The organism is Parabacteroides johnsonii DSM 18315, from assembly GCF_025151045.1.
In the GTDB taxonomy this organism is placed as follows: Bacteria; Bacteroidota; Bacteroidia; order Bacteroidales; family Tannerellaceae; genus Parabacteroides; species Parabacteroides johnsonii.
Genome location: NZ_CP102285.1, coordinates 874,762 through 894,728, shown reverse-complemented (window position 1 = coordinate 894,728; position 19,967 = coordinate 874,762). Strand labels below are relative to the sequence as shown.

Annotated in this window: 16 protein-coding genes; 6 read left to right on the top strand and 10 right to left on the bottom strand. The window is 45.8% G+C overall.

Annotated features, from left to right (window positions below; genetic code table 11):
- Positions 1–283: 283 nt before the first annotated feature.
- From NQ564_RS03825 to NQ564_RS03800, 6 genes are all read right to left on the bottom strand, one after another.
- Positions 284–877: an RNA polymerase sigma factor gene (locus NQ564_RS03825; protein WP_005635085.1), complete on the bottom strand. Its 594-nt coding sequence runs from the start codon at positions 875–877 to the stop codon at positions 284–286.
- A 214-nt stretch (positions 878–1,091) separates the two neighbouring features.
- Complete coding sequence (locus NQ564_RS03820) at positions 1,092–2,792, bottom strand: OmpP1/FadL family transporter (RefSeq protein ID WP_008158444.1); 1,701 nt, start codon at positions 2,790–2,792, stop codon at positions 1,092–1,094.
- An 83-nt stretch (positions 2,793–2,875) separates the two neighbouring features.
- Positions 2,876–4,210 carry a hypothetical protein gene (locus NQ564_RS03815; RefSeq protein ID WP_008147564.1) on the bottom strand — a complete coding sequence of 445 codons (1,335 nt, stop codon included), beginning with the start codon at positions 4,208–4,210 and terminating at the stop codon, positions 2,876–2,878.
- A gap of 598 nt (positions 4,211–4,808) precedes the next feature.
- Positions 4,809–6,437 carry a dipeptidase gene (locus NQ564_RS03810; RefSeq protein WP_129649791.1) on the bottom strand — a complete coding sequence of 543 codons (1,629 nt, stop codon included), beginning with the start codon at positions 6,435–6,437 and terminating at the stop codon, positions 4,809–4,811.
- A gap of 31 nt (positions 6,438–6,468) precedes the next feature.
- Positions 6,469–7,023 (bottom strand): Crp/Fnr family transcriptional regulator, encoded by a 555-nt coding sequence (locus NQ564_RS03805; RefSeq protein WP_008158450.1) that lies wholly within the window; start codon positions 7,021–7,023, stop codon positions 6,469–6,471.
- Between the two features lie 41 nt (positions 7,024–7,064).
- A complete protein-coding gene (locus NQ564_RS03800) occupies positions 7,065–7,628 on the bottom strand; it encodes an RNA polymerase sigma-70 factor (RefSeq protein WP_005635091.1) in 564 nt (187 codons plus the stop codon).
- Between the two features lie 154 nt (positions 7,629–7,782).
- Between NQ564_RS03800 and NQ564_RS03795 the strand changes: the two genes are divergently transcribed.
- From NQ564_RS03795 to NQ564_RS03770, 6 genes are all read left to right on the top strand, one after another.
- On the top strand, positions 7,783–9,051 hold the full coding sequence (locus tag NQ564_RS03795; RefSeq protein WP_008147554.1) for a carboxypeptidase-like regulatory domain-containing protein: 1,269 nt from the start codon (positions 7,783–7,785) through the stop codon (positions 9,049–9,051).
- A gap of 78 nt (positions 9,052–9,129) precedes the next feature.
- A complete protein-coding gene (locus NQ564_RS03790; RefSeq protein WP_008158452.1) occupies positions 9,130–9,681 on the top strand; it encodes an RNA polymerase sigma-70 factor in 552 nt (183 codons plus the stop codon).
- Complete coding sequence (locus tag NQ564_RS03785) at positions 9,674–10,522, top strand: FecR family protein (RefSeq protein ID WP_008147550.1); 849 nt, start codon at positions 9,674–9,676, stop codon at positions 10,520–10,522. The genes NQ564_RS03790 and NQ564_RS03785 overlap by 8 nt, the downstream gene beginning before the upstream one ends.
- A 30-nt stretch (positions 10,523–10,552) precedes the next feature.
- Positions 10,553–12,112, top strand: coding sequence for an STN and carboxypeptidase regulatory-like domain-containing protein (locus tag NQ564_RS03780; RefSeq protein ID WP_227963219.1), 1,560 nt, complete (start codon positions 10,553–10,555; stop codon positions 12,110–12,112).
- 493 nt (positions 12,113–12,605) lie between these two features.
- On the top strand, positions 12,606–12,938 hold the full coding sequence (gene queD / locus NQ564_RS03775) for a 6-carboxytetrahydropterin synthase QueD (RefSeq protein ID WP_005635104.1): 333 nt from the start codon (positions 12,606–12,608) through the stop codon (positions 12,936–12,938).
- On the top strand, positions 12,925–13,467 hold the full coding sequence (locus tag NQ564_RS03770) for a 7-carboxy-7-deazaguanine synthase QueE (RefSeq protein WP_008147545.1): 543 nt from the start codon (positions 12,925–12,927) through the stop codon (positions 13,465–13,467). Before queD ends, NQ564_RS03770 begins: the two co-directional genes overlap by 14 nt.
- Positions 13,468–13,530: 63 nt before the next feature.
- On the opposite strand, the gene NQ564_RS03765 is transcribed toward NQ564_RS03770, so the two are convergent.
- From NQ564_RS03765 to glpK, 4 genes are read right to left on the bottom strand one after another with little or no spacing between them, the layout of a single operon-like run.
- Positions 13,531–14,871, bottom strand: a complete 1,341-nt coding sequence (locus NQ564_RS03765) for a dihydroorotase (protein WP_008147543.1) — start codon at positions 14,869–14,871, stop codon at positions 13,531–13,533.
- 7 nt (positions 14,872–14,878) lie between these two features.
- Positions 14,879–17,677: a polysaccharide lyase family 8 super-sandwich domain-containing protein gene (locus NQ564_RS03760; RefSeq protein ID WP_129649787.1), complete on the bottom strand. Its 2,799-nt coding sequence runs from the start codon at positions 17,675–17,677 to the stop codon at positions 14,879–14,881.
- A 9-nt stretch (positions 17,678–17,686) separates the two neighbouring features.
- Complete coding sequence (locus NQ564_RS03755; protein WP_008147538.1) at positions 17,687–18,424, bottom strand: MIP/aquaporin family protein; 738 nt, start codon at positions 18,422–18,424, stop codon at positions 17,687–17,689.
- Positions 18,425–18,455: 31 nt separating this feature from the next.
- Entirely contained in the window at positions 18,456–19,961 is a 1,506-nt protein-coding gene (gene glpK / locus NQ564_RS03750) for a glycerol kinase GlpK (RefSeq protein ID WP_008147536.1), read from the bottom strand.
- Positions 19,962–19,967 lie beyond the last annotated feature (6 nt).

The following is a 19,967-nucleotide window of genomic DNA, read 5'->3' as shown; positions in this document are numbered from 1 at the left end:
TTCTGCAAGACGACGTCAGTTCATTACTAAACCACAGAGTTCCGTGCGTAAAGCGGGTTCTGAATGATAAACCCTCGCAAATTGGGTAAGGAAATCAAGTGTTTGCCGACGCGGCATTGTTTTCCTTTCTTTTCGGTTTCTGTTTGTTTTATTTTCTATTTCATTCATACATTGAGTAGAAAGTCTCTTCATAGGCAACTCGTTTTTTTATCTTGTTTGATAATAAAACGGGCAGGCTATCTCCTTATTGTATGACAAGAAAATAAATTTTCAACTTTTATTATCAAGCCATCGACAGCTCGATACTGTTTTCTTCCGCCATACGACGCATATTCAAGATCGCATAACGCATACGTCCCAAAGCCGTATTGATGCTCACGCCTGTAATATCGGCAATTTCCTTAAAACTGAGATCTTGATAATAACGCATTTCCAATACTTCGCGTTGGCTGTCGGGAAGGTGCTTCACCAGCTTTTTCACATCAGACAATACCTGACGGCGTACGATGTTATCTTCGATCGTGCCGTCGCAAAGTTTGATATTATTGAAAAGATCCACTTCCACTTCATCATTTGAAACCGTATTTTCACTGCGTTCCTGACGGAAGTTATCGATAATCAGGTTATGAGCAATGCGGGTAATCCATGCTTTAAACTTACCGTTTTCTGTATAACGGCCTTGTTTAATAGTCATAATCACCTTGACAAAAGTCTCCTGAAAGATATCTTCTGTGAGATCTTTGTTATGGACTATAAAGTAAATGTAGGAGTGTATGCTACTTTTGTAACGATTCAACAATACATCGAAAGCAGCATTATTACCTTCTGCATAAAGAACGACCAGCTCTTCGTCAGTCATCATTCTTAAAGTCTTCATTACTTCTATATTTTTAGTTTTTTCTTGAGTAATGTTTATGCTATAGGCAACGATATTTAAAATTGTTAGACAATAATATTATTTATATTTACAAAGGCAAAAGAACAAAAAGTATTTTAAATAGGCAAACATTTCCTTTATTTTTACATAAAAAAGCCCCCTGACCGTACGTTTTATGTACGAACAGGGGGCTTTTAAAAACAAAGTATGATTTTTAGAACTTATAGCCTAATGTAAGGACCACTTTTGTCGTGTTTGTCTTCAGTGTTGCAGGAATGGATTCTACCAGAACAGTCGGTTCATTATCAACCTCGCCTATAAGATGGGGAAATGGGTAAACATCTTCTTTCTGCATCCGATAGACACAAGCCATGTCAACATAAAAATTAGGAGTAAAACGATATCCTAAACCAACGGTATAATAATTTATATGATGATCAACCGTATAAGCTGTACGCGTTCCTGCAGGAAACACTTCTACAACACTACCAGTTTCACTATATTTCATATGATCTTGACTTGGACTATTTTGCCATGCTCCTCCTACACGAATAGCAAATTGTGGTGTAACTTTATATTCCGCACCAACTTTTAACATACCACTAGTACGAAAATCGCGTTTAATTAGACTATTATCTCCTTCTTGATCATATCCGTCTCTATCCTGCAAATGCATAGATTTATAATTTGTTAATTCATAATCAACACTAATAAGAGCATTTTGCCCTAAAATAGCTGCAGCACTAAAAATCCATTTATCCGGCGTTCGAAGCTTATATTCCGTATAAAAATCCGTGGGGGTTTTAGCTTCCCAATCCATATCTGGATTATTCGGAGCGACTGGATTCTGCCTTTCTTTAAAATAATCAAAAACAAAAGCACCGGCTTCAGCACTATAATAATTCGTTATTTTATACCATGTCGGAGAATTGTAAGCTACCCCTAAACGCAAAAAATCGGTTGGACGAGCAATCACACCTAAATTAAAAGAATATCCCGTCCCATTCATTGAAGAATAGTTATCCCAATAAAGATGATCCCTAAATCCTACATTCTCCGCCTCTGCATTAAAATAACCGAAATCTTCATCATAAATAGAACTTGTGCTATAATCAATATCCGCTACAGAAACCGTAGCTCCTATAAAGAAACGATTAGAAATATTTGTAGCAAATGAAAAGTCATACTTGTCTATCGCACCTTTTTCTGACACTAACATATCGGCTGCTTGTACCTCCAAAGGTTGCCATTGATGTTCATCATCGAAATAACCAAAAGTAGAAAAGAAATTCCCCGCCTGGCTTCTATTATCCGAATCAATCAAACCTGAATTAAAGGCTAATGTAGGCAACCAGTCCTGTGAAATATAGGGATTATAAGTATCCGTTGACCAAAGATCATTCCCTGTCAACTTATTACCTGTTGTTAAGTCTATTCCCAGATTTGCATAGCCAGCCAAATAATCTGTGATAGAATTCCCCCCGGCTCCTCGTCCCATTCTGTACTGACGATTAAAATTCTTCACACGATTATAAGAAAACCCGACATTCCACCCAATCACACCTTCATCATTTCCAGTAGGGAAATAGCCGACATAAGCTATATTGTCAAAATTAAATCGGGTCTTTTTATCATCCATTTCAATGCCCAACCAATCTGTTTTTGTTTTGATAGAAGATAAACTCACTGTCGTTACGATCTCAGAACTTCTATATATAGCTAAACCTGCAGGATTAGTTCTCATGGCTGAGATATCACCACCTAATGCTCCAAAAGCCCCTCCCATAGACAAATAACGAGCAGTTCCGTTCAAATCATATTGTGAGAACTTATAAGCATCCATTTCACCTTGTGCAAACATTGAACCACTACCTAAAAGTAATGCTGATGCACATAAACAAATCACCTTCTTCATTGTCTCTCTTATTTCTAAATATCTTAATAAAGCAAGGACACGACTTGCGTGTCCTTAATATATGACTCTCTCAAAAATTATTTCTATCTGCTGCGTCCACCACCACTGGAACGGCTTCCTCCGCCACCATAGCTACCTCCTGATGAACGGGAGCCTCCTGACGAAGATGTTCCAAATGAACTCCGGCTACCGCTACTACTTCTTGAAGGAGAAAAAGAGCTACTACTGCGTTGAGAATTCCCACTATAATTATTATAAGAACGGGAAGAACTACTACTTCTTGCCGGTGCCGTATATTGGCGATTCGAAGAACGAGAAGCACCCGAACTAACTGCACTTTCACGAGATATCCGCGTGCGTCCTCCTGTTACTGCAGAAGAACGTGTCGAAGAAGACATACGTGCAGAAGTCCCTACACTTGTTCGATTTCTTACACCTGTACTCGTACGTCCATTTACTCCCGTACTTGTACGACTTCGTGCAGCACTACTACTTCTCAAAGATGTTGCACTCCTGCTTCCTGCAGATGTTCTACTTCCAACCGAAGTACGTGATCTCCCACTTGCACTTGCATAAGAAGATCTCTGTCCGGCAGATGTACGTGATCCTATATAATTATGTCTATACGGTGAAACATAATGATGGTGATGATGTCCCCAGTAGCCACCACCCCAATAACCAGGTCCCCAATAACTCGGACCCCAGCCCCAAGACGGGCCCCAGTAGCCGGCATAGAAACCACCCCAACCCCAGCCGAAACCGAAGGATGGACCGTAGCCCCAATAGCGGGCCGGGCTGTAAATCCAGGGATCATACCAACCGCCGTACCAGCCACCATACCATCCGCTGTACCACGGATCATAGTAACCGCCCCAGCCATTGCCGATGTTCACATTGACACTTACGTTGGTACTGCCGTTGGAATAATCCGTATCGTAGCCATAAGCATAATATCCGTCACTCAGATACAGATCGACTTGGTCTGCTCCGGCAATCGTAATCTTGCTCGGCGAATGGTAACGGATGATACGCTCGGTATATTCCGTATCCGAACGACGTTCCTTTTTAGAATCGGAAGCGACTGTTTTTTCATTATCCATATCGTCGTTATATTCGGCCAAGACTTCACCGTCTGAATCTTCATCATACGGCTCCTCCACGTCAATCGAAGTATAGCGACGGTTATATTCATCTACATCGCGTTCTTCATCAGACACAGCACTTTTTCTTTTGCTGGTGCTGTATGTAGACGTCATCGTAGTACGTTCAGCATCCTCTTTAGGCTGTATGACCTTCTCTTCTGTTTTTTCTTTTTTATCTTTTTTGCTGGAAGAGAAATACACATCATCAAAGAACTCCTCCTGGGCTGCGGCACTGAAGCCTACCAGAAGCATCACCATCAAAGATGTTAATTTCATGGGTTTCATATTCGTTTCTCCTCTACTTTATAATATTTCTACTCTTTAGACTAAATACAAGGGGGTAGGTTTAATACCCTTTCTGCCTCACTAATAAAACTGTCCATTTTATTCACAAATATAGCTGTTTCCAAATAGTTTCCAAGCATTTATATATACTTTAACCATCCGGACAGCTTCATTGTCCGATAATCCCCATTTATAAATAAGATGCTTGGGGAGAAAGAAACGCTGCACAGGATACAGAAAGGAATGGGTTCACCCGATAATTCATGGGGATAAGGTCTGTTTCTTTGCGATCCCGCGTCAAGCGCGGGAACAGGATAGTCCGCCCCAGCCAAAAGGCGAATCAGGCTTTTTGAAATGTTAAATTATACAATAACCTCCTTCAAAAGAGCGATATTCATATTTATCTATCATCCAACATTTTATACTATTGCGGGTTTCTTAAAAAATATTACCCGCAATAGTAATTTGAAATAAATGGGGTAGAAAATCAAATTTTATGCACTACTGTTTCGATTTAGACCAACGGGGATTTTGGAAAACCATACAATAACTACAAGAACTTCGGTCTGGATAGATGTAAACGGAGGAGTTATTTGTTATTCGTATATTTCACCAACAACAGGTTCCGGAGTTCCCGGTATGTCTGCATGATCTTGTCGGCACATTCTTGTGCATAGTTGTTCAATAAAGCGGTCGCCTTTTGGGGGTTCTTCTTCTGTAAAGCCATATATTCCTGTTCGATCGCGGCATTGCGTGAGAAAAACGACTCTTCCATCGGGGCACGGGCAGCCAGCAAATCCTTCTTTCCGTCCTGCCAGTTCAGATAAAGCATGTTATCGACAAAGTCGACGGCCCAACGTGCAGACTGATCACTGTAAGCATTCGGATCATAAGTACGATAGACTTCCGGAATAGCGGTCGTGCCGGTAAAGAGCGGGAAATAAGGAGATGTATAAGCATTATCGACAAACACCCAATAGAGGCCCCCTATCTCACGCGGAAGCCAACTTCGCAGCTGGGCTACCATTCCATATTCGCCATCCATACGGGCAACCGCGCGGCGACGGGTTGTCTTCATCTGCTTCTGCATCTCACGGGTCGGGAACGGAGTCGCCAATTTACTCTTCACCGCTTTTCCGTCAGGACCGACATAGTACCAGGCGGCATCATTTTCTTTATCATAGATCGTTCCTTCGAACGTGGAACGCTGGAAAGTCATGATATCCTGCACCGCCAACTTTTTTGCCGGGACGACGGAGAACGGATAGGAGCCGAGCGGTTCCACATACTGCGTGTATTGATCGAGGTTCTTGAACGGATCGTTCGTATGACGGGGAATACTGGTCGTTCCGGGGGCAAATGTCTCATAAAACAACCAAAAACGGTTCGTCGACCACTCACGCGGCGTCGGGGCATATACTTCCTGCCATACAAACGGATGTTTGCCGGAAGGATCATACCAACCCCGGTCGACTGCTTCCTGCATATAGTTGGACGAAGCCCTGAACTGGTCCGGTTTACTAAGATCGATTTCCTTTATAATACTCCAATTCGGGATAATCGCCACCTGATCGTCCGGTAACCGTTGTGCAGCCCAGATAACACCCGGCTTACCACTTTCGGGCGTCCAGTCCTTTCCCACACTGAAAAGTTCGAGAACCCACACTTTATCCGGATCGGCAAGCGTCAGACATTCCGATTCGGGACCGCAAGATGGCAGAAAACCGTATTTTTCCATCAAGGAGGTAATCAGACTCAACGCCTCTTCTGCCGTTTTACAACGCTGAAGGGCAAAAACAGCCGCCTGTTCCACCGTCATGATCTGTTTGCCTTCTCCCTTGCCGACCTGCAATTCGGGGCGCTGGCTCATAGTGCTTTCCCCAATGCAAAGCTGATATTCGTTAATATGGGAATAAGCAGAATGAAAATAGGTATAGGTTTCCTCCACCTGCGGAATATACCCCAGAATCTCCCCTTCTCCCATTTCCGGACGGTTACGCGTCAAGATGCCATAATAGACAGGCGCCATCGTCCCTTTGGGATATTTTTGTCCGGGGACTACCTGTATACGGCAATCGGGACCGCAATCGGTATGCGAGTTCAACACACTGCCGTCGACTGTCGCTTTCTTACCGGCAATGACGACCGTACAGGCATCGCCGGTCTGCACAAGTGCGGCTACGGCAAGCATCACGGTAATTAATTTGAGTTTGTTCATGATATGGTAATTTATAAGATAAATCAGACTCCTATTTCACAGAGGCACGTATCCGGCTAAGCGACTGCGGGGTAATTTGCAGGAATGAAGCAATATGCTTCAACGGGACCCGTTGGAAAAGGTCCGGGCGCGTACGCAGCAAGGTCTCGTATTGCTCACGGGCATCACTCCAACTGTCATTGATAAAGTAATTCTCATATTCACGGAGGTAATAATCCGACAACTTACGCATCCAGTTCGCCAGATCGAGCGTCTGTTCACAAAGCTCTTCAAGACGCCGCGCCGGAATACGCAGCAAAACGGTATCTTCCACCATTTCCAGATTATAAGCTGCGGTTTCACGGTAAGACATATTCACGATTTCGCCGGACGACACGAACCATAAGGTGACGTCGCGCATATCCCGCTCTACAAACGAACGGGCCAATCCTTCTTTGACGAACCAGACATACGGATCACGATCTCCTTCATACACCGGAAAACTGCCTTTCGGAGCAAACACTTCTTCCATCCCTTCCGTCAATTTGAGTACCGATTCATCCGACAACGGATAGAGAAGACGCTGCTGCGCGATGAATTTATCCATATCTTTCATGTCATTACCTTTTCAATCAAATACAAAGATATTCAATTTTCGGTTCCGCTTATATAACGCGACAACATATCCCGCATCCGCCCGATCGCTTTCTGTAACTGTACATCGACCGTATTGACACTTATGCCCAAGTCTTTCGCGACCTCGGCATAAGACTGCTTTTCTTCACGTACACGGATAAATATTTCACGACATCGCTCCGGCAGACGATCGAGGGCCTTGACATAGTGGGCGAAAAGTTCCTCACTGACCAAGATGTCTTCCGGCGATTCACCGGAGATGGACACACCGTCAAAAGCATCCGCCGTCATGTCTTTCCGGCGTTGTTCCTTTTCGAGATAGTTCAGAGAGGCATTTTTTATCGTGATAAAGAAATAATCTTCCAAATTGGCTATATGGTGCAAAGACTCGCGGCGTTCCCATATTTTCAGGAATACATCGAGGACGACCTCCTGTGCCCACTCTTCCGTATGCAGATAGTAGTAGGCTATACGAAAGAAACGGTCGAAGCAAAGATTATAAAAGCTACGCAGAGCAGTCTGGGAATTCTCTTCTTCGATCCGCCTTAAATATTTCCTTATCTCCTGCTCTGTCATCGTCTCATCTTAGTATAACCTGCGCAAAAATAGTCAAATTTTCAAACTATGTCCATCATAATAAAAAAATCCGGAGACGAAGCATAGGGTATTTGCCGGCTGAACCATCTTAGTAATACAAGCACGAGTATTTACTTATTAAACTATATGAGATATGAAAGCGATGCATAAACAACTATGGGGATACTTGCTCATTACACTGTCGCTGGCGGGATTCACGCCTTTACAGGCACAAACGGATTCGGCTGACGAAGGGGGGTACATCACGGTCAGTGGTATCGTAAAAGATAAAAAGAGCAAAAAGAGCCTGGAATATGTCAATATTTCTATTCCGGGCAGTACGACCGGCACAGTCACGAACGCCGACGGTGAGTTTTCTTTCAAGGTAAAGGATTCCATCCATGCCAAAGAAGTAGAGATTTCGCACCTCGGATATTTCAACAGTAAAATAGAACTCAACGGCAAGGATGTGGAAGAACAGACCGTGTGGCTGACCCCCTACACGAATATGCTCGACGAAGTTATCATCCATGCCCGCGATCCTCGTTACTTGGTGGAAGAAGCAATCAAAAAGATTCCGGCCAACTACAGTTCGAAGCATAGCCTCCTAACCGGATTCTATCGTGAAACGGCCCAGAAAGGGCGCCGGTATATCAACATCTCGGAAGCGGTGATCGATATCTACAAGACTCCTTATGACGAGGGAGTAGACCGCGATCGCGTACAGATATTCAAAGGGCGCAAGCTGCTCAGCCAGAAAGCGAGCGACACATTGGCCGTCAAACTGCTGGGAGGCCCGAACCTGTCCGTCTATGTGGATGTGGTGAAGAATCCGGATGTACTGCTCGACCTGGAAAGCCTGCCTTACTATAAATTCCGGATGGAAGAATCGACAACGATCAACGACCGGCCACAATACGTTATCAATTTCGAGCCGCAAGCCATATTACCGTATGCGCTTTATTATGGAAAACTATACATCGACAAGGAACGGCTCTCTTTCACGCGGGCCGAATTCTTTCTCGACATGAACGACCGCAACAAGGCCACGCAGGCGATCCTCCGGAAAAAACCGTTCGGGTTACGGTTCAAACCGGTCGAAGTCTCGTTCCTGGTCAACTACAAGGAACGCAATGGGCTGACTTATCTGAGCTACATCCGTAACGGCGTCCGCTTCAAATGCGACTGGAAACGCAAATTGTTCTCAACCAATTACACCATCCTTTCGGAGATGGTCGTAACAGATGGCAAGGAAAGCGGCATAAACACTATTCCCTACAAGATGGCATTCAGATCCAGCCAGTCCTTATCGGACAAGGTTTCCAATTTTGCCGATGAAGGTTTCTGGGGTTCCTACAATATCATCGAGCCGACAGAATCATTGGAACACGCTGTCAACAAACTGAAGAAGCAACATAGGTAATGTGCCAATTTGCCAATGAGCAGATTAATGTATAAATTAGCAACATTTCTCAATTGGCACATTGAATAATTATTAAACATGAAAGACCTGCTTACACTTACAAAGATCAAAAATGGAGACGTCAAGGCTTTTGAACAAGTATTCCGTCTGTATTATATGCCTCTTTGTATGTTTGCAGCCAGCATAACCGGTAGAATGGATATTGCGGAAGAGATCGTACAAGAATTATTCTATGTGTTTTGGAAGGAAAGGGAACGGTTACAATTGTTTCATACGATAAAAAGCTATTTGTATGGGGCCGTGCGTAACCAATCCCTCCAGTACTGGGAACACCAGGATGTACGCAACCGTTATCGGGATGCCATCCTCTCCCACCCGGATAAAGACGACACACCGGACGACCCACAGGAGCAGATCGAATACAAGGAACTGGAAGCTCTGGTAAACCGGACACTCGAAAAGCTTCCCGAACGTCGTCTCCGCATATTCCGGATGCATCGTTTCGAAGGAAAGAAATATGCGGAAATCGCTTCCAGCCTCTCCCTTTCAGTCAAAACAGTCGAGGCCGAAATGACGAAAGCACTCCGAACACTACGAGACGAATTAGAGATTTACATGAAATATGATTGAAACAGAAAGAAATAAAAGAAAAACAGACCGGGCCTGGAATACGTTGTACCAACGCCTGGATGAAGAAGGTTTGCTTTCGGGCAGACCGGCTTCGCCATTCAGAAGCCTTGCATGGAAAAGAGGAGTAGCCGCTGCTGCCGTCGCCCTTCTTTGTCTGCTTGTCTCTGTCACCTACCTGAACAGGTCCGGGCAGGATACCGATCCGAACCTGCTCACCCGTCGGAACAGTGAGACGGCAACGACATTGGTAACCACCCTTGAGGATGGTTCCGTGGTCTACCTGGCAGGAAATACTTCATTGAAGTTTCCCGAACATTTCTCTTCCGACCGGCGGGAAGTGAGCTTGCAGGGGAATGCCTTGTTTGAGGTAGCCGGTAACCGTAAGCGGCCGTTCGTGATTGAAACCGAAGATACACGTATCGAAGTGTTAGGGACGGCCTTCAATGTGAAAAGTAACGATAGCTCTCCTTTCGAACTGTCTGTACAGCGAGGGGAAGTAAAAGTGACGTTGAAGAAGGACGGACAGGACATCCATGTAAAAGCCGGGGAAACCGTCACGCTTCTCTCCCGGAGACTGCAATTGAGCATGACTCCCGATCCGGCACTATTCGACCGCTATACCAAACGAATCAGGTTCAAAGACGAAAAATTAGGCAATATCCTGCGGGTGATCAATCTGCAAAATCCGGATATCCGGTTGGAAACGACACCGGAGCTATGGAACCGGACGCTTACCGTCACCTTCTCCAATGATACACCCGAAGCGATGGCTGAACTGATCTGCCTTGCCCTCGATTTGAAAAAAACACGACAGGACAACATGATCCTTTTATTCAATTGACAATTAAATGTTATTTATATAGTGAAGCTAATGATTCAGATTTTTCGCCTTCTCTGTCTGTGCTTTTGGATGCTTTTGCTTCCGACAGGCCTGTTATGCGCAGAGGAAGGCGATGATGTTCTGGCCCGCATGATTCACTTATCCAAAGAAAAAAATACCGTCTACCGCCTGCTTGACAAAGTATCGGAACAAACCGGCTTTCTCTTTATCTATGACAGCAAGCTGATCGATAATGAAAAAACGGTACGCATCCCGAAAGGAGACTACACCATCCGGCAGGCAATTTACCTGATCACAGGAAACAAAGAACTGAGCTTGCGTGTGATAGGCAATCACATCCTGATCTCCGGACCGCAACCTGCTAGGCAAACAGCCATTCCCGAGACCATTCCTCCGAAAGAGGCAGACAACCATTTTATTGTCAAAGGAATCCTACAAGACCAACAGACGAATGAACCGATCGAGGCGGGCACTATAGGAGTCCTTGCTACTTCAATCGGCAGCATCACCAATGCAAACGGGGAGTTCCGGCTCACGCTGCCCGACTCGCTTCGCCGGTCTACGCTCTACTTCTCCCACTTAGGCTACGAACCCCGCAAGATAGAGGCCTCTCTTCTCGCCGGACAACACACGGTGATCACGCTCGATGCCAAAATAATCCCGATCCAAGAAGTCGTAGTGCGCATCGTCAACCCACTCCGCCTGCTTCGAGACATGAAAGAAAACATCCGGAAAAACTACCCGCAATCACCCGCTTACCTGACTACTTTCTACCGGGAAGGAATCGAACGAAAAAATAAATTCGTAGGATTGACGGAAGCTGTATTCAAAATTTACAAACCGGCCTACAAGCCCAATCCGGCACCGGACCAGGTCAAACTGCTCAAAATGCGCCGGATCATCAGCCAGCAGGAAAAAGACACGATCATCGCCCGGATGAAGTCGGGAATCAACGCCAGCCTGAGCCTGGACTTGATAAAGGAATTGCCTGACTTCCTTCTGACAGATGAAAAGATAGAGTCTTATATGTATGCATCTTCCGATATCGCCGTGATCGACAACCGGTTAGCCCATGTGATCTATTTCGAACAAAAAAGAGACATCAACTCCGCCCTTTACCGGGGAGAACTGTATATCGACACGGAAAACAACGCATTGCTCCGCGCCCACTTCGAAATCAACCCCAAATACATCAAACAGGCTACCGGGATGCTGGTGGAGAAAAAGAGTCGCAACCTAAAGATCACTCCCCAAAAAGTGATCTATACCGTAACATACAAACCTTACAATGGCCAATATTACATCAACCATGTCCGAGGCGACCTCTTTTTCAGGATAAAGAAAAGGAAACAACTGTTCGGAACTTTTCCGCTGCATACCTGGTTCGAGATGGTTACCTGCAAAATAGACACGAACCGAGTAAGCCGCTTTGCCCGTAGCGAAGCATTACCGACACGGACAATCTTTGCGGAAACCCGATTTACTTACGATGAAAAGTTCTGGGGCAACTTCAACATGATCCCACCTGAAGAAAAACTCAATGATGCGATTGGGAAAATATCGTCAAAAATAGAAGAAACGGAAGAGTAACCCTCTAAAAATCATAAAGAGGACCTTTTCTCAAAGGTCCTCTTTATAGGTTTTAATAGGTATTAGTCTTTAAGGCAAAAAGATTGTTTAGGTTATCTGCTTGCAAAGATGAGGCATTTTAAATTACTGAACAAATAAAAAAAGATATTATAAAACACATTTTTAAGATTATCGAAACTTATTTGCAGCTTCTTCTATTTTTTAACAATATAGGACTGCTGCCGAAATACTGGTTCAGAGACATTAAAACCACCTCATATCTTTGATTATGAAGCAAATTAATACATAATATTTTTATTTCACAACAAAAAAGTTCATTTTTACGATAGATCCTCCCCTGATCTTTGTTTTAAATACATACAAACAGTTACAGATATTTTTAATATTTCAATACATTAAGTACCGCTTCGGAACCCGATTTTTTCAGTAAATTTGCACCTTGTACCGAGGTGACATTAGGTGCAGGCATAATATTCTAAAACAGTTTTATCGTATGTATACCGTTATCAAACGTATGGAGATTTCGGCAGCTCACAGTCTGTCGCTTTCCTATCCGAGCAAATGCGAATATCTGCATGGTCACAACTGGATTATCACTGTGCATTGCCGTTCCAAAGAATTAAACACAGATGGCATGGTGATCGATTTCACCCATATCAAGCAGGTCGTAAAAGATCAACTCGATCACCGGAACCTCAACGAGGTGCTCCCCTTTAACCCGACAGCCGAGAATATCGCCCGGTGGATATGCGACCAGCTTCCCACCTGCTACAAAGTAGAAGTTCAGGAATCAGAAGGAAACACGGCAATCTATGAGAAAGATTAACGAGATATTCTACAGTCTCCAAGGAGAAGGTTTCCATACGGGTACGCCTGCCGTTTTCGTCCGCTTCTCCGGATGCAACCTGAAATGCAGTTTTTGTGATACCCGACACGAGGAAGGGATCTTGATGTCTGATGAAGATATTTTACAAGCTATTTCAGCCTTTCCTTCAAATGTCGTTATCTTGACAGGGGGCGAACCTTCGCTCTGGATCGACCAGACTTTTATCGATCTGCTACACATGGCAGGGAAATATATTTGCATCGAGACTAACGGGACAAACCCGTTGCCGGAAGGCATCGACTGGGTGACCTGTTCCCCGAAAGGGTTTCCCTTGAGGCTGGCACATATAGATGAGGTCAAAGTGGTCTATACAGGACAGGACCTGACGGAATACGCCGGCTTGGAAGCAACCTGGCATTTCCTCCAACCCTGTTCCTGCCTGAATACAAAAGAGGTGGTAGAGTACATCCTCCACCACCCCCAATGGCGCCTCAGCTTGCAAACGCACAAACTTATTGATATCAGTTGAAAGGTGAAAGGTAAAAGTTGAAAGTTATAAAGAGACGTAAAATTAACTTTCACCTTTCACTTTTCAACTATACCGAGCTTCCATCCCGCGAACCTCATCATTCACCCGTCCATTGTCATAGGCCAGTTGCCCGTTGACGAATGTTTTCCAGACGGCATGATGGAATGTATAGCCTTCGAAAGGAGACCAGCCGCATTTATACAGTATATTTTCTTTTGCCACTGTCCAGGTTTCTTTCGGGTCGACCAAGACAAGGTCGGCATAATAACCTGGACGGATATAGCCACGGCGATCCACGCGGAAAAGTTCTGAAGGCATATGAGCCATCTTTTCCACCACTTTTTCGTAAGTGAAACGGCCTTCCATCGCCAATTCCAGCATAACAATGAGCGAATGCTGGATCAGCGGACCTCCGGAAGCGGCTTTCAGGCAACTTCCCTCCTTTTCGGAAAGGAGATGCGGGGCATGGTCGGTCGCCACAATATCGATCGTGTTGTTATTAACGGCTTCACGCAGTGCTGTACGGTCTGCCAGCGTCTTAATCGACGGGTTCCATTTGATACGGTTTCCGAACTGTTCATAATCGCCATCGTGGAACCAAAGATGATGCACACATACTTCACCTGTGATCTTCTTTTCACTAAGCGGAAGCTTATTGCTCAACAAAGAAAGTTCTTTTGCTGTCGAAAGATGCAGAATATGCAGACGGGAACCGAGACGGGTAGCCAGTTCGACTGCCTCGGACGAGGAAGCATAGCAGGCTTCCTCGCTACGGATCTTACTATGGAAGGAGATATCCAGGTCGTCACCGTGCAAGCCCGTATAATGAGCGATGTTCCGTTTGATGACCTCCTCCTTTTCGGCATGGATAGCGATAAGCATTCCGGCTTCGCCGAAAATACGTTCCAGGCTATCCTTCTTATCGACCAACATATTACCGGTGGAAGAACCGAGAAAGAGTTTCAGACCCGGCACACGGCTACGATCCAGTATACGGATTTCATCCATATTGTCGTTCGTCCCGCCGAAGAAGAAGGAATAGTTAGCAACCGACGTTTCAGCTCCCCGTTGCAATTTCCATTCCAGATCGGCAAGAGTTGTCGTCTGAGGCTTCGTATTCGGCATATCCATGAAGGTAGTCACCCCACCGGCTACGGCAGCACGGCTTTCGCTGGCGATATCGCCTTTATGCGTCAATCCTGGTTCACGGAAATGCACCTGATCGTCGATAGCACCCGGAAGCAGGTATTTACCTGTAGCATCTATCACGGTCGCATCACCGGACTCAGCCGGAATTATCCCTTCATATACTGCGGCAATCTTATCATCTTCGATCAGTACCGAACCGGTGAAGGTGCGGCCTTCGTTAATGATAGTGGCGTTTTTTATCAGCGTTCTATTCATATTTCTTTTATTTTAGTCGTGACAAAGGTACGAAATTCTCCAGTTTTAATATTCCCAAAGAAGACGGGATATGGAAATCCGGTTCGGCAGCATCAGGGACGATCCAGGACGACCAGATCACGCGCTCCCCGGCATCGTCGAAATAATCGGCCCGGTAAACACCCATGCGGATTTCACCTTCCGGAGAAATCAACCCTAATTTTCTTAGCGTCTTCAACGAAATGCTCCCTTCCACACGGTAAGAATCTTTGCCGACGGAAGTTACCAACTTCAAATCCTTGAAGTTCCAGTTAAAATCAAACTTACGATAGTTATGCGCTTCATAATCCATCACTTTCCCCTTCGGATCGATCTCCGCACAATAATACGTCTTCATCTCCGGATCCTTGCTCATAAAAAACTCGATCCGGTCTCCATTACCGACAGAAGCCTCCGTCTTCTCGTCATTATAAACCAAAGTAGTATCAGACACCTCATACAGGAAATACAGGTTCTTTTGATCATGACAGGCATAAAAAGCGGTTTTGTCTTTTTCCGCCCCGTCCCAGGGAGCGATCAGGCCAGTTACAGCCGGGACGTTTTTCCAGTCGTCTTGTTTACCATCCACTTTGATTCCTTTGGAAAAAGGAGCACTGATAAACGGTTGGGCAGAAATGCTTTTTCCCGGTTCATGGCAGGGAGGGAAGACGATCTTCACATCCTTCCCATTCATTTTGAGCGACAGGGAATGTTGCTTGTGTGTCGGATCGGCAGCTTCGATCAACCAATTTCCATTATGCAGACGGAACATATAAATACCCGGAGTCTGTAAATCGACCTGCAAGTCTTTTTGCAAGTTTACTACCTGCGGCTCATACGCCGTCACATAAAAACAGTTGCCGGCAGCAACAGCCTGAATGGATGTGTCATTCCGGATCACCCGGATATCCTGTACTGCAAAAGCTGCGGTTTTTTCGGCGGTAGAAGCTGGAAGGACCAAATATTGGTAATCGGCGTTATCCTCTCTTCCATGATCGATATAGAGACCAACAATCTCTCCTTCTACCGTTTTAGGAGCATATGATCCCATAAAATCACACCAGCGCCCGGATCGCTTTTCCGAAATGACCACACATGCGGAAGGTTGTAACAGAATATACCCTGTGTTATCATGGAAGAAACGTTGTTCCTCCGGAGAAGAAACATACTTTCCCTGTACCGGCAACCAATTACCATCGGCATATCGGAGCAAATCGCCCCGTTTCACCCGCTGGTCTACAGATGTCGTAACCGCCAAAATGCTGTCCGAACGAATCCCAGCACCTAAGCAAAGGACATAATCGCGGGTAAAGATCCAGGACTTGTGCGCCTGCAAACCATCCCGGTCCAAGACCATTGCCGTCATTCCGGTTTCACCATCCGTCACACCTCCGACAAAGGCAGTCTTATTCCTCACATGCGCCCCATAATTGAAAAAAGCAGGAACGGGAGCCTCGCTCTCATAAGCGGTAATGCCTGGAATCTTCCGCCAGTCCCAGAAAGGAAAAATATTCAGATACTCGTCACCACGACAGTACGTATAAAGAGCACCGTCGCCCATATAAAAGCCTTTCAAATTATCTTCGTTCACCAACTCCGTGCCAATCACCCGGTCAGAGGCCATCTTGACCGAAGCCATCCAGGTGGAGGAACGATGAACGGTCTGATCAGAATCCCAGAAATGTTTATGCCCGATGAAAGCGCTACCTTTTCTTTCGGGAGCATAGTTATCTTTCAAGAACTCATTCATCTGCCGGATATCTTCGGCGGAACTGCCACGCATCAGGGCATTCGTGGCAAAAGCCAGACTGAATGCCTTATGTATCTGCCCGCTATGAAACAATTGCCGATCCAGTGCATTGACATCCATATACCCTTTCCAGACAATCCAACGATAGCCGTTCAGAAGGAAAGAATTCAAAATTCCCTGTTGCTCCTTGTTCAGGGCAAAAACGGTTCCCGCAAACAGGCCGGAATAAGAACTCATCTCCGTCAGGAAAGCCAATCCGTAGTTTCCGAATTGTTGCTGCGGTCCGTGCTGATGAAAGCTCCAGTCGCTTTTGATCCCTTCCTGCATACCAGTCGTAATCTCGGATACAATAGTATCACGGGCAGCCTTTACCAATTCGAAATCATCCTGCAACAGTCCACGCATCAACACATTCCCGGCAAGCCAGACTTTATTCTGTCCTGTCATGCCGAACTTGGCATTTTCCATCACCTCGATGGCGGCTTCCTTTTCCTCCGGGTTCAATTGTTCTTTCATCAGGAGGAAAGCTGGTCCCAATGTCTTGGGAACACCGATCTGGTTATACCACCAGTTCTTACAGACCGGTTTCTCCCGAAACCAGTAGCCCAATGCCAAGTGAATGACCGATTCGAGCTTCGGTCCCCAATGACAATCACCCTCTTCAGCCCTGTACAGCTTGGCTAGTTCCAGCACCCGGTCGGCATGTTCCTTGACAGACCAGCCCGATCGTTTCTGGTCGTTATAGTTAATATCCGGCCAGGAACCGTCTTCCCGGATCGTTTCCATATATCCCGTTATTTTCTCCACGTTGAAAGGATAACGCTGGTGGAGTTCAACAACAACCTGATCGGATATTTCCGTTTCAGGCTGTATGCCTGACAAGAGTTCCACCAATGAAGCCGTCCGGTCGTCATTCGATATAAAAGACTGGATATAGTTTTGTTGAAGCCGTTCCAATTCCTGTTGCGGTGTCTGTGCAAACAATGGAACCGCCACAAAAGAAAACAAAAGAAAAGAGACTTTATTTCGTAAATTCATGGTATATAATTATAGAATATAATACAACATAGCAGCTACGGCTGCCCCGGCTATCGGTCCTAAGACCGGAATCCAGGCATATCCCCACTGGCTTCCGCCTTTTCCCTTTATCGGCAAAAAAGCATGCATGCAACGGGGAGCCAGGTCACGTGCCGGATTAATCGCATAGCCGGTCGGACCACCCAGGGACAGTCCGATCACCCAAACCGTAAACGCCACTGGCAACGCCCCTACGGAACCCAACCCGATCGGTAACGTGCTATTACTATCTTTCAAAGAAAGTTCACCACCGGTGATATAGAACACGACAAACATCAGGGCAAACGTCCCAACCGCTTCCGTCAAGAAATTAATCGCCGGATTCTTTATCGCCGGACTGGTACAAAACACACCCAACATGGTGTCCGGATCGTCCGTCGCCTCAAAATGGTCTTTATAAACAAGCCAGACCAAAAGCGCTCCTAAGGCCGCACCTAACATTTGAGCAATGATATATTGAAAGACGTCGCACCAGGGAAAAGTCCCCCCGATAGCCAACCCGATGGAAACCGCCGGATTCAGATGTGCCCCACTATAAGGACCCGCCACCACCACTCCTATGAACACGCCCAAAGCCCAAGCTGTCGTAATCGCCATCCAGCCGGCACCGTGTCCTTTCGTTTTGCTCAGGCACACGTTTGCCACAACGCCTCCTCCCATCAGGATCAGAAGCATGGTTCCCAAAAATTCCGCTACGAATGGAGTCATGATATTAGATTTATGATTTTTAATTTATGATTTATTTGTCAACCGCCCAGTTCAAGCTCCTACCGACCGCTTTATGCCATTCGGTAAGCAAAGCCTCGGCCGTTTCTTCATGCATTTCAGCACTAAAGATATTATCCAAGGACCACTGTTCTTTCAGTTCATCCACATCTTTCCAGTAACCGATCGCCAACCCTGCCAGATAGGCGGCACCCAAAGCTGTTGTTTCGAGAACACGAGGACGGACTACCGGACAACGGCAGATATCTGCCTGGAATTGCATCAGAAAATTATTGGCAATCGCTCCACCATCCACACGGATCTCTTTCGGCTTGGCATGTATATCGTTTTCCATAGCCATCAGGACATCGTAGACCTGATAGCAAATACCTTCCAGGGCAGCACGGGTCAGATGGGCGGCACTCGTTCCGCGCGTGATTCCGATAATGGCACCACGGGCATACTGGTCCCAGTAAGGGGCTCCCAATCCGGTCAGCGCCGGAACAAAGTAGACCCCGCCGTTATCCGGCACGGAATTAGCCAACTGTTCCGTGATAGCGGCGCTCTGTATCAGTCCTAACTCGTCACGCAACCATTGAACGACCGCTCCACCGACAAAAACACTTCCTTCCAATGCATATGTCACTTTTCCATTCAATTTCCAAGCAATCGTCGTCAACAGATTATTTTGAGATAAAACGGGCTTGCTTCCGGTATTCAGGATCATAAAGCATCCTGTCCCGTAGGTCGTTTTGATCATGCCGATATCCGTACACAACTGTCCGAACAGGGCAGCTTGCTGGTCACCTGCCATCCCCGAAACAGGAATACCAGTCTTAAAGACAGGAGTAGAAGTCTCGCAATACACCTCGCTGCTGCTTTTTACTTCCGGCATCATGGATGCCGGAATTTGGAAAAGGTCGAGCAATTCCTTATCCCATTCCTGCGTATGGATATTGAACAGCATCGTACGGGAAGCATTCGTGATATCCGTAATGAATTCAGTTCCGCGAGTCAGTTTCCAGACCAGCCAGGAATCGACCGTACCGAAACAAAGTTCTCCACGCTCGGCACGTTCCCGGCCCCCCTTCACATGATCCAGAATCCAACGTATCTTCGTGGCGGAGAAATAAGCATCGATCACCAATCCGGTCTTCTGCTGGATCAGAGAAGCATATCCCTTTGCCTTCAATTCTTCGCAATAGTCTGCCGTACGTCTGTCCTGCCAGACGATGGCGTTATAGACCGGAAAACCGGTCTCCCGGTCCCATATTATCGTCGTTTCACGCTGGTTGGCAATACCGATACAAGCAATATGCGCATCCGTCACATCCGCTTTAGCCATAGCCTCCTTTATAGCAGACGATTGTGTGTACCAAATCTCGTTCGGATCATGTTCCACCCAACCGGGCTTAGGAAAATACTGCTGGAATGTTTTCTGCGCCAGCGTGATGATATTGCCCTGATGGCTGAAAAGGATGGCTCTCGAAGAGGTCGTCCCCTGGTCGATAGCCAGTACGTATTTATTTCTGAAATTCATATCTTT

Excerpts from the sequence above, each read along its gene's own strand:
- NQ564_RS03825 (WP_005635085.1), bottom strand. The coding sequence starts at position 877 with ATGAAGACTTTAAGAATGATGACTGACGAAGAGCTGGTCGTTCTTTAT.
- NQ564_RS03820 (WP_008158444.1), bottom strand. The coding sequence starts at position 2,792 with ATGAAGAAGGTGATTTGTTTATGTGCATCAGCATTACTTTTAGGTAGT.
- NQ564_RS03815 (WP_008147564.1), bottom strand. The coding sequence starts at position 4,210 with ATGAAATTAACATCTTTGATGGTGATGCTTCTGGTAGGCTTCAGTGCC.
- NQ564_RS03810 (WP_129649791.1), bottom strand. The coding sequence starts at position 6,437 with ATGAACAAACTCAAATTAATTACCGTGATGCTTGCCGTAGCCGCACTT.
- NQ564_RS03805 (WP_008158450.1), bottom strand. The coding sequence starts at position 7,023 with ATGGATAAATTCATCGCGCAGCAGCGTCTTCTCTATCCGTTGTCGGAT.
- NQ564_RS03800 (WP_005635091.1), bottom strand. The coding sequence starts at position 7,628 with ATGACAGAGCAGGAGATAAGGAAATATTTAAGGCGGATCGAAGAAGAG.
- NQ564_RS03795 (WP_008147554.1), top strand. The coding sequence starts at position 7,783 with ATGAAAGCGATGCATAAACAACTATGGGGATACTTGCTCATTACACTG.
- NQ564_RS03790 (WP_008158452.1), top strand. The coding sequence starts at position 9,130 with ATGAAAGACCTGCTTACACTTACAAAGATCAAAAATGGAGACGTCAAG.
- NQ564_RS03785 (WP_008147550.1), top strand. The coding sequence starts at position 9,674 with ATGATTGAAACAGAAAGAAATAAAAGAAAAACAGACCGGGCCTGGAAT.
- NQ564_RS03780 (WP_227963219.1), top strand. The coding sequence starts at position 10,553 with ATGATTCAGATTTTTCGCCTTCTCTGTCTGTGCTTTTGGATGCTTTTG.
- queD (WP_005635104.1), top strand. The coding sequence starts at position 12,606 with ATGTATACCGTTATCAAACGTATGGAGATTTCGGCAGCTCACAGTCTG.
- NQ564_RS03770 (WP_008147545.1), top strand. The coding sequence starts at position 12,925 with ATGAGAAAGATTAACGAGATATTCTACAGTCTCCAAGGAGAAGGTTTC.
- NQ564_RS03765 (WP_008147543.1), bottom strand. The coding sequence starts at position 14,871 with ATGAATAGAACGCTGATAAAAAACGCCACTATCATTAACGAAGGCCGC.
- NQ564_RS03760 (WP_129649787.1), bottom strand. The coding sequence starts at position 17,677 with ATGAATTTACGAAATAAAGTCTCTTTTCTTTTGTTTTCTTTTGTGGCG.
- NQ564_RS03755 (WP_008147538.1), bottom strand. The coding sequence starts at position 18,424 with ATGACTCCATTCGTAGCGGAATTTTTGGGAACCATGCTTCTGATCCTG.
- glpK (WP_008147536.1), bottom strand. The coding sequence starts at position 19,961 with ATGAATTTCAGAAATAAATACGTACTGGCTATCGACCAGGGGACGACC.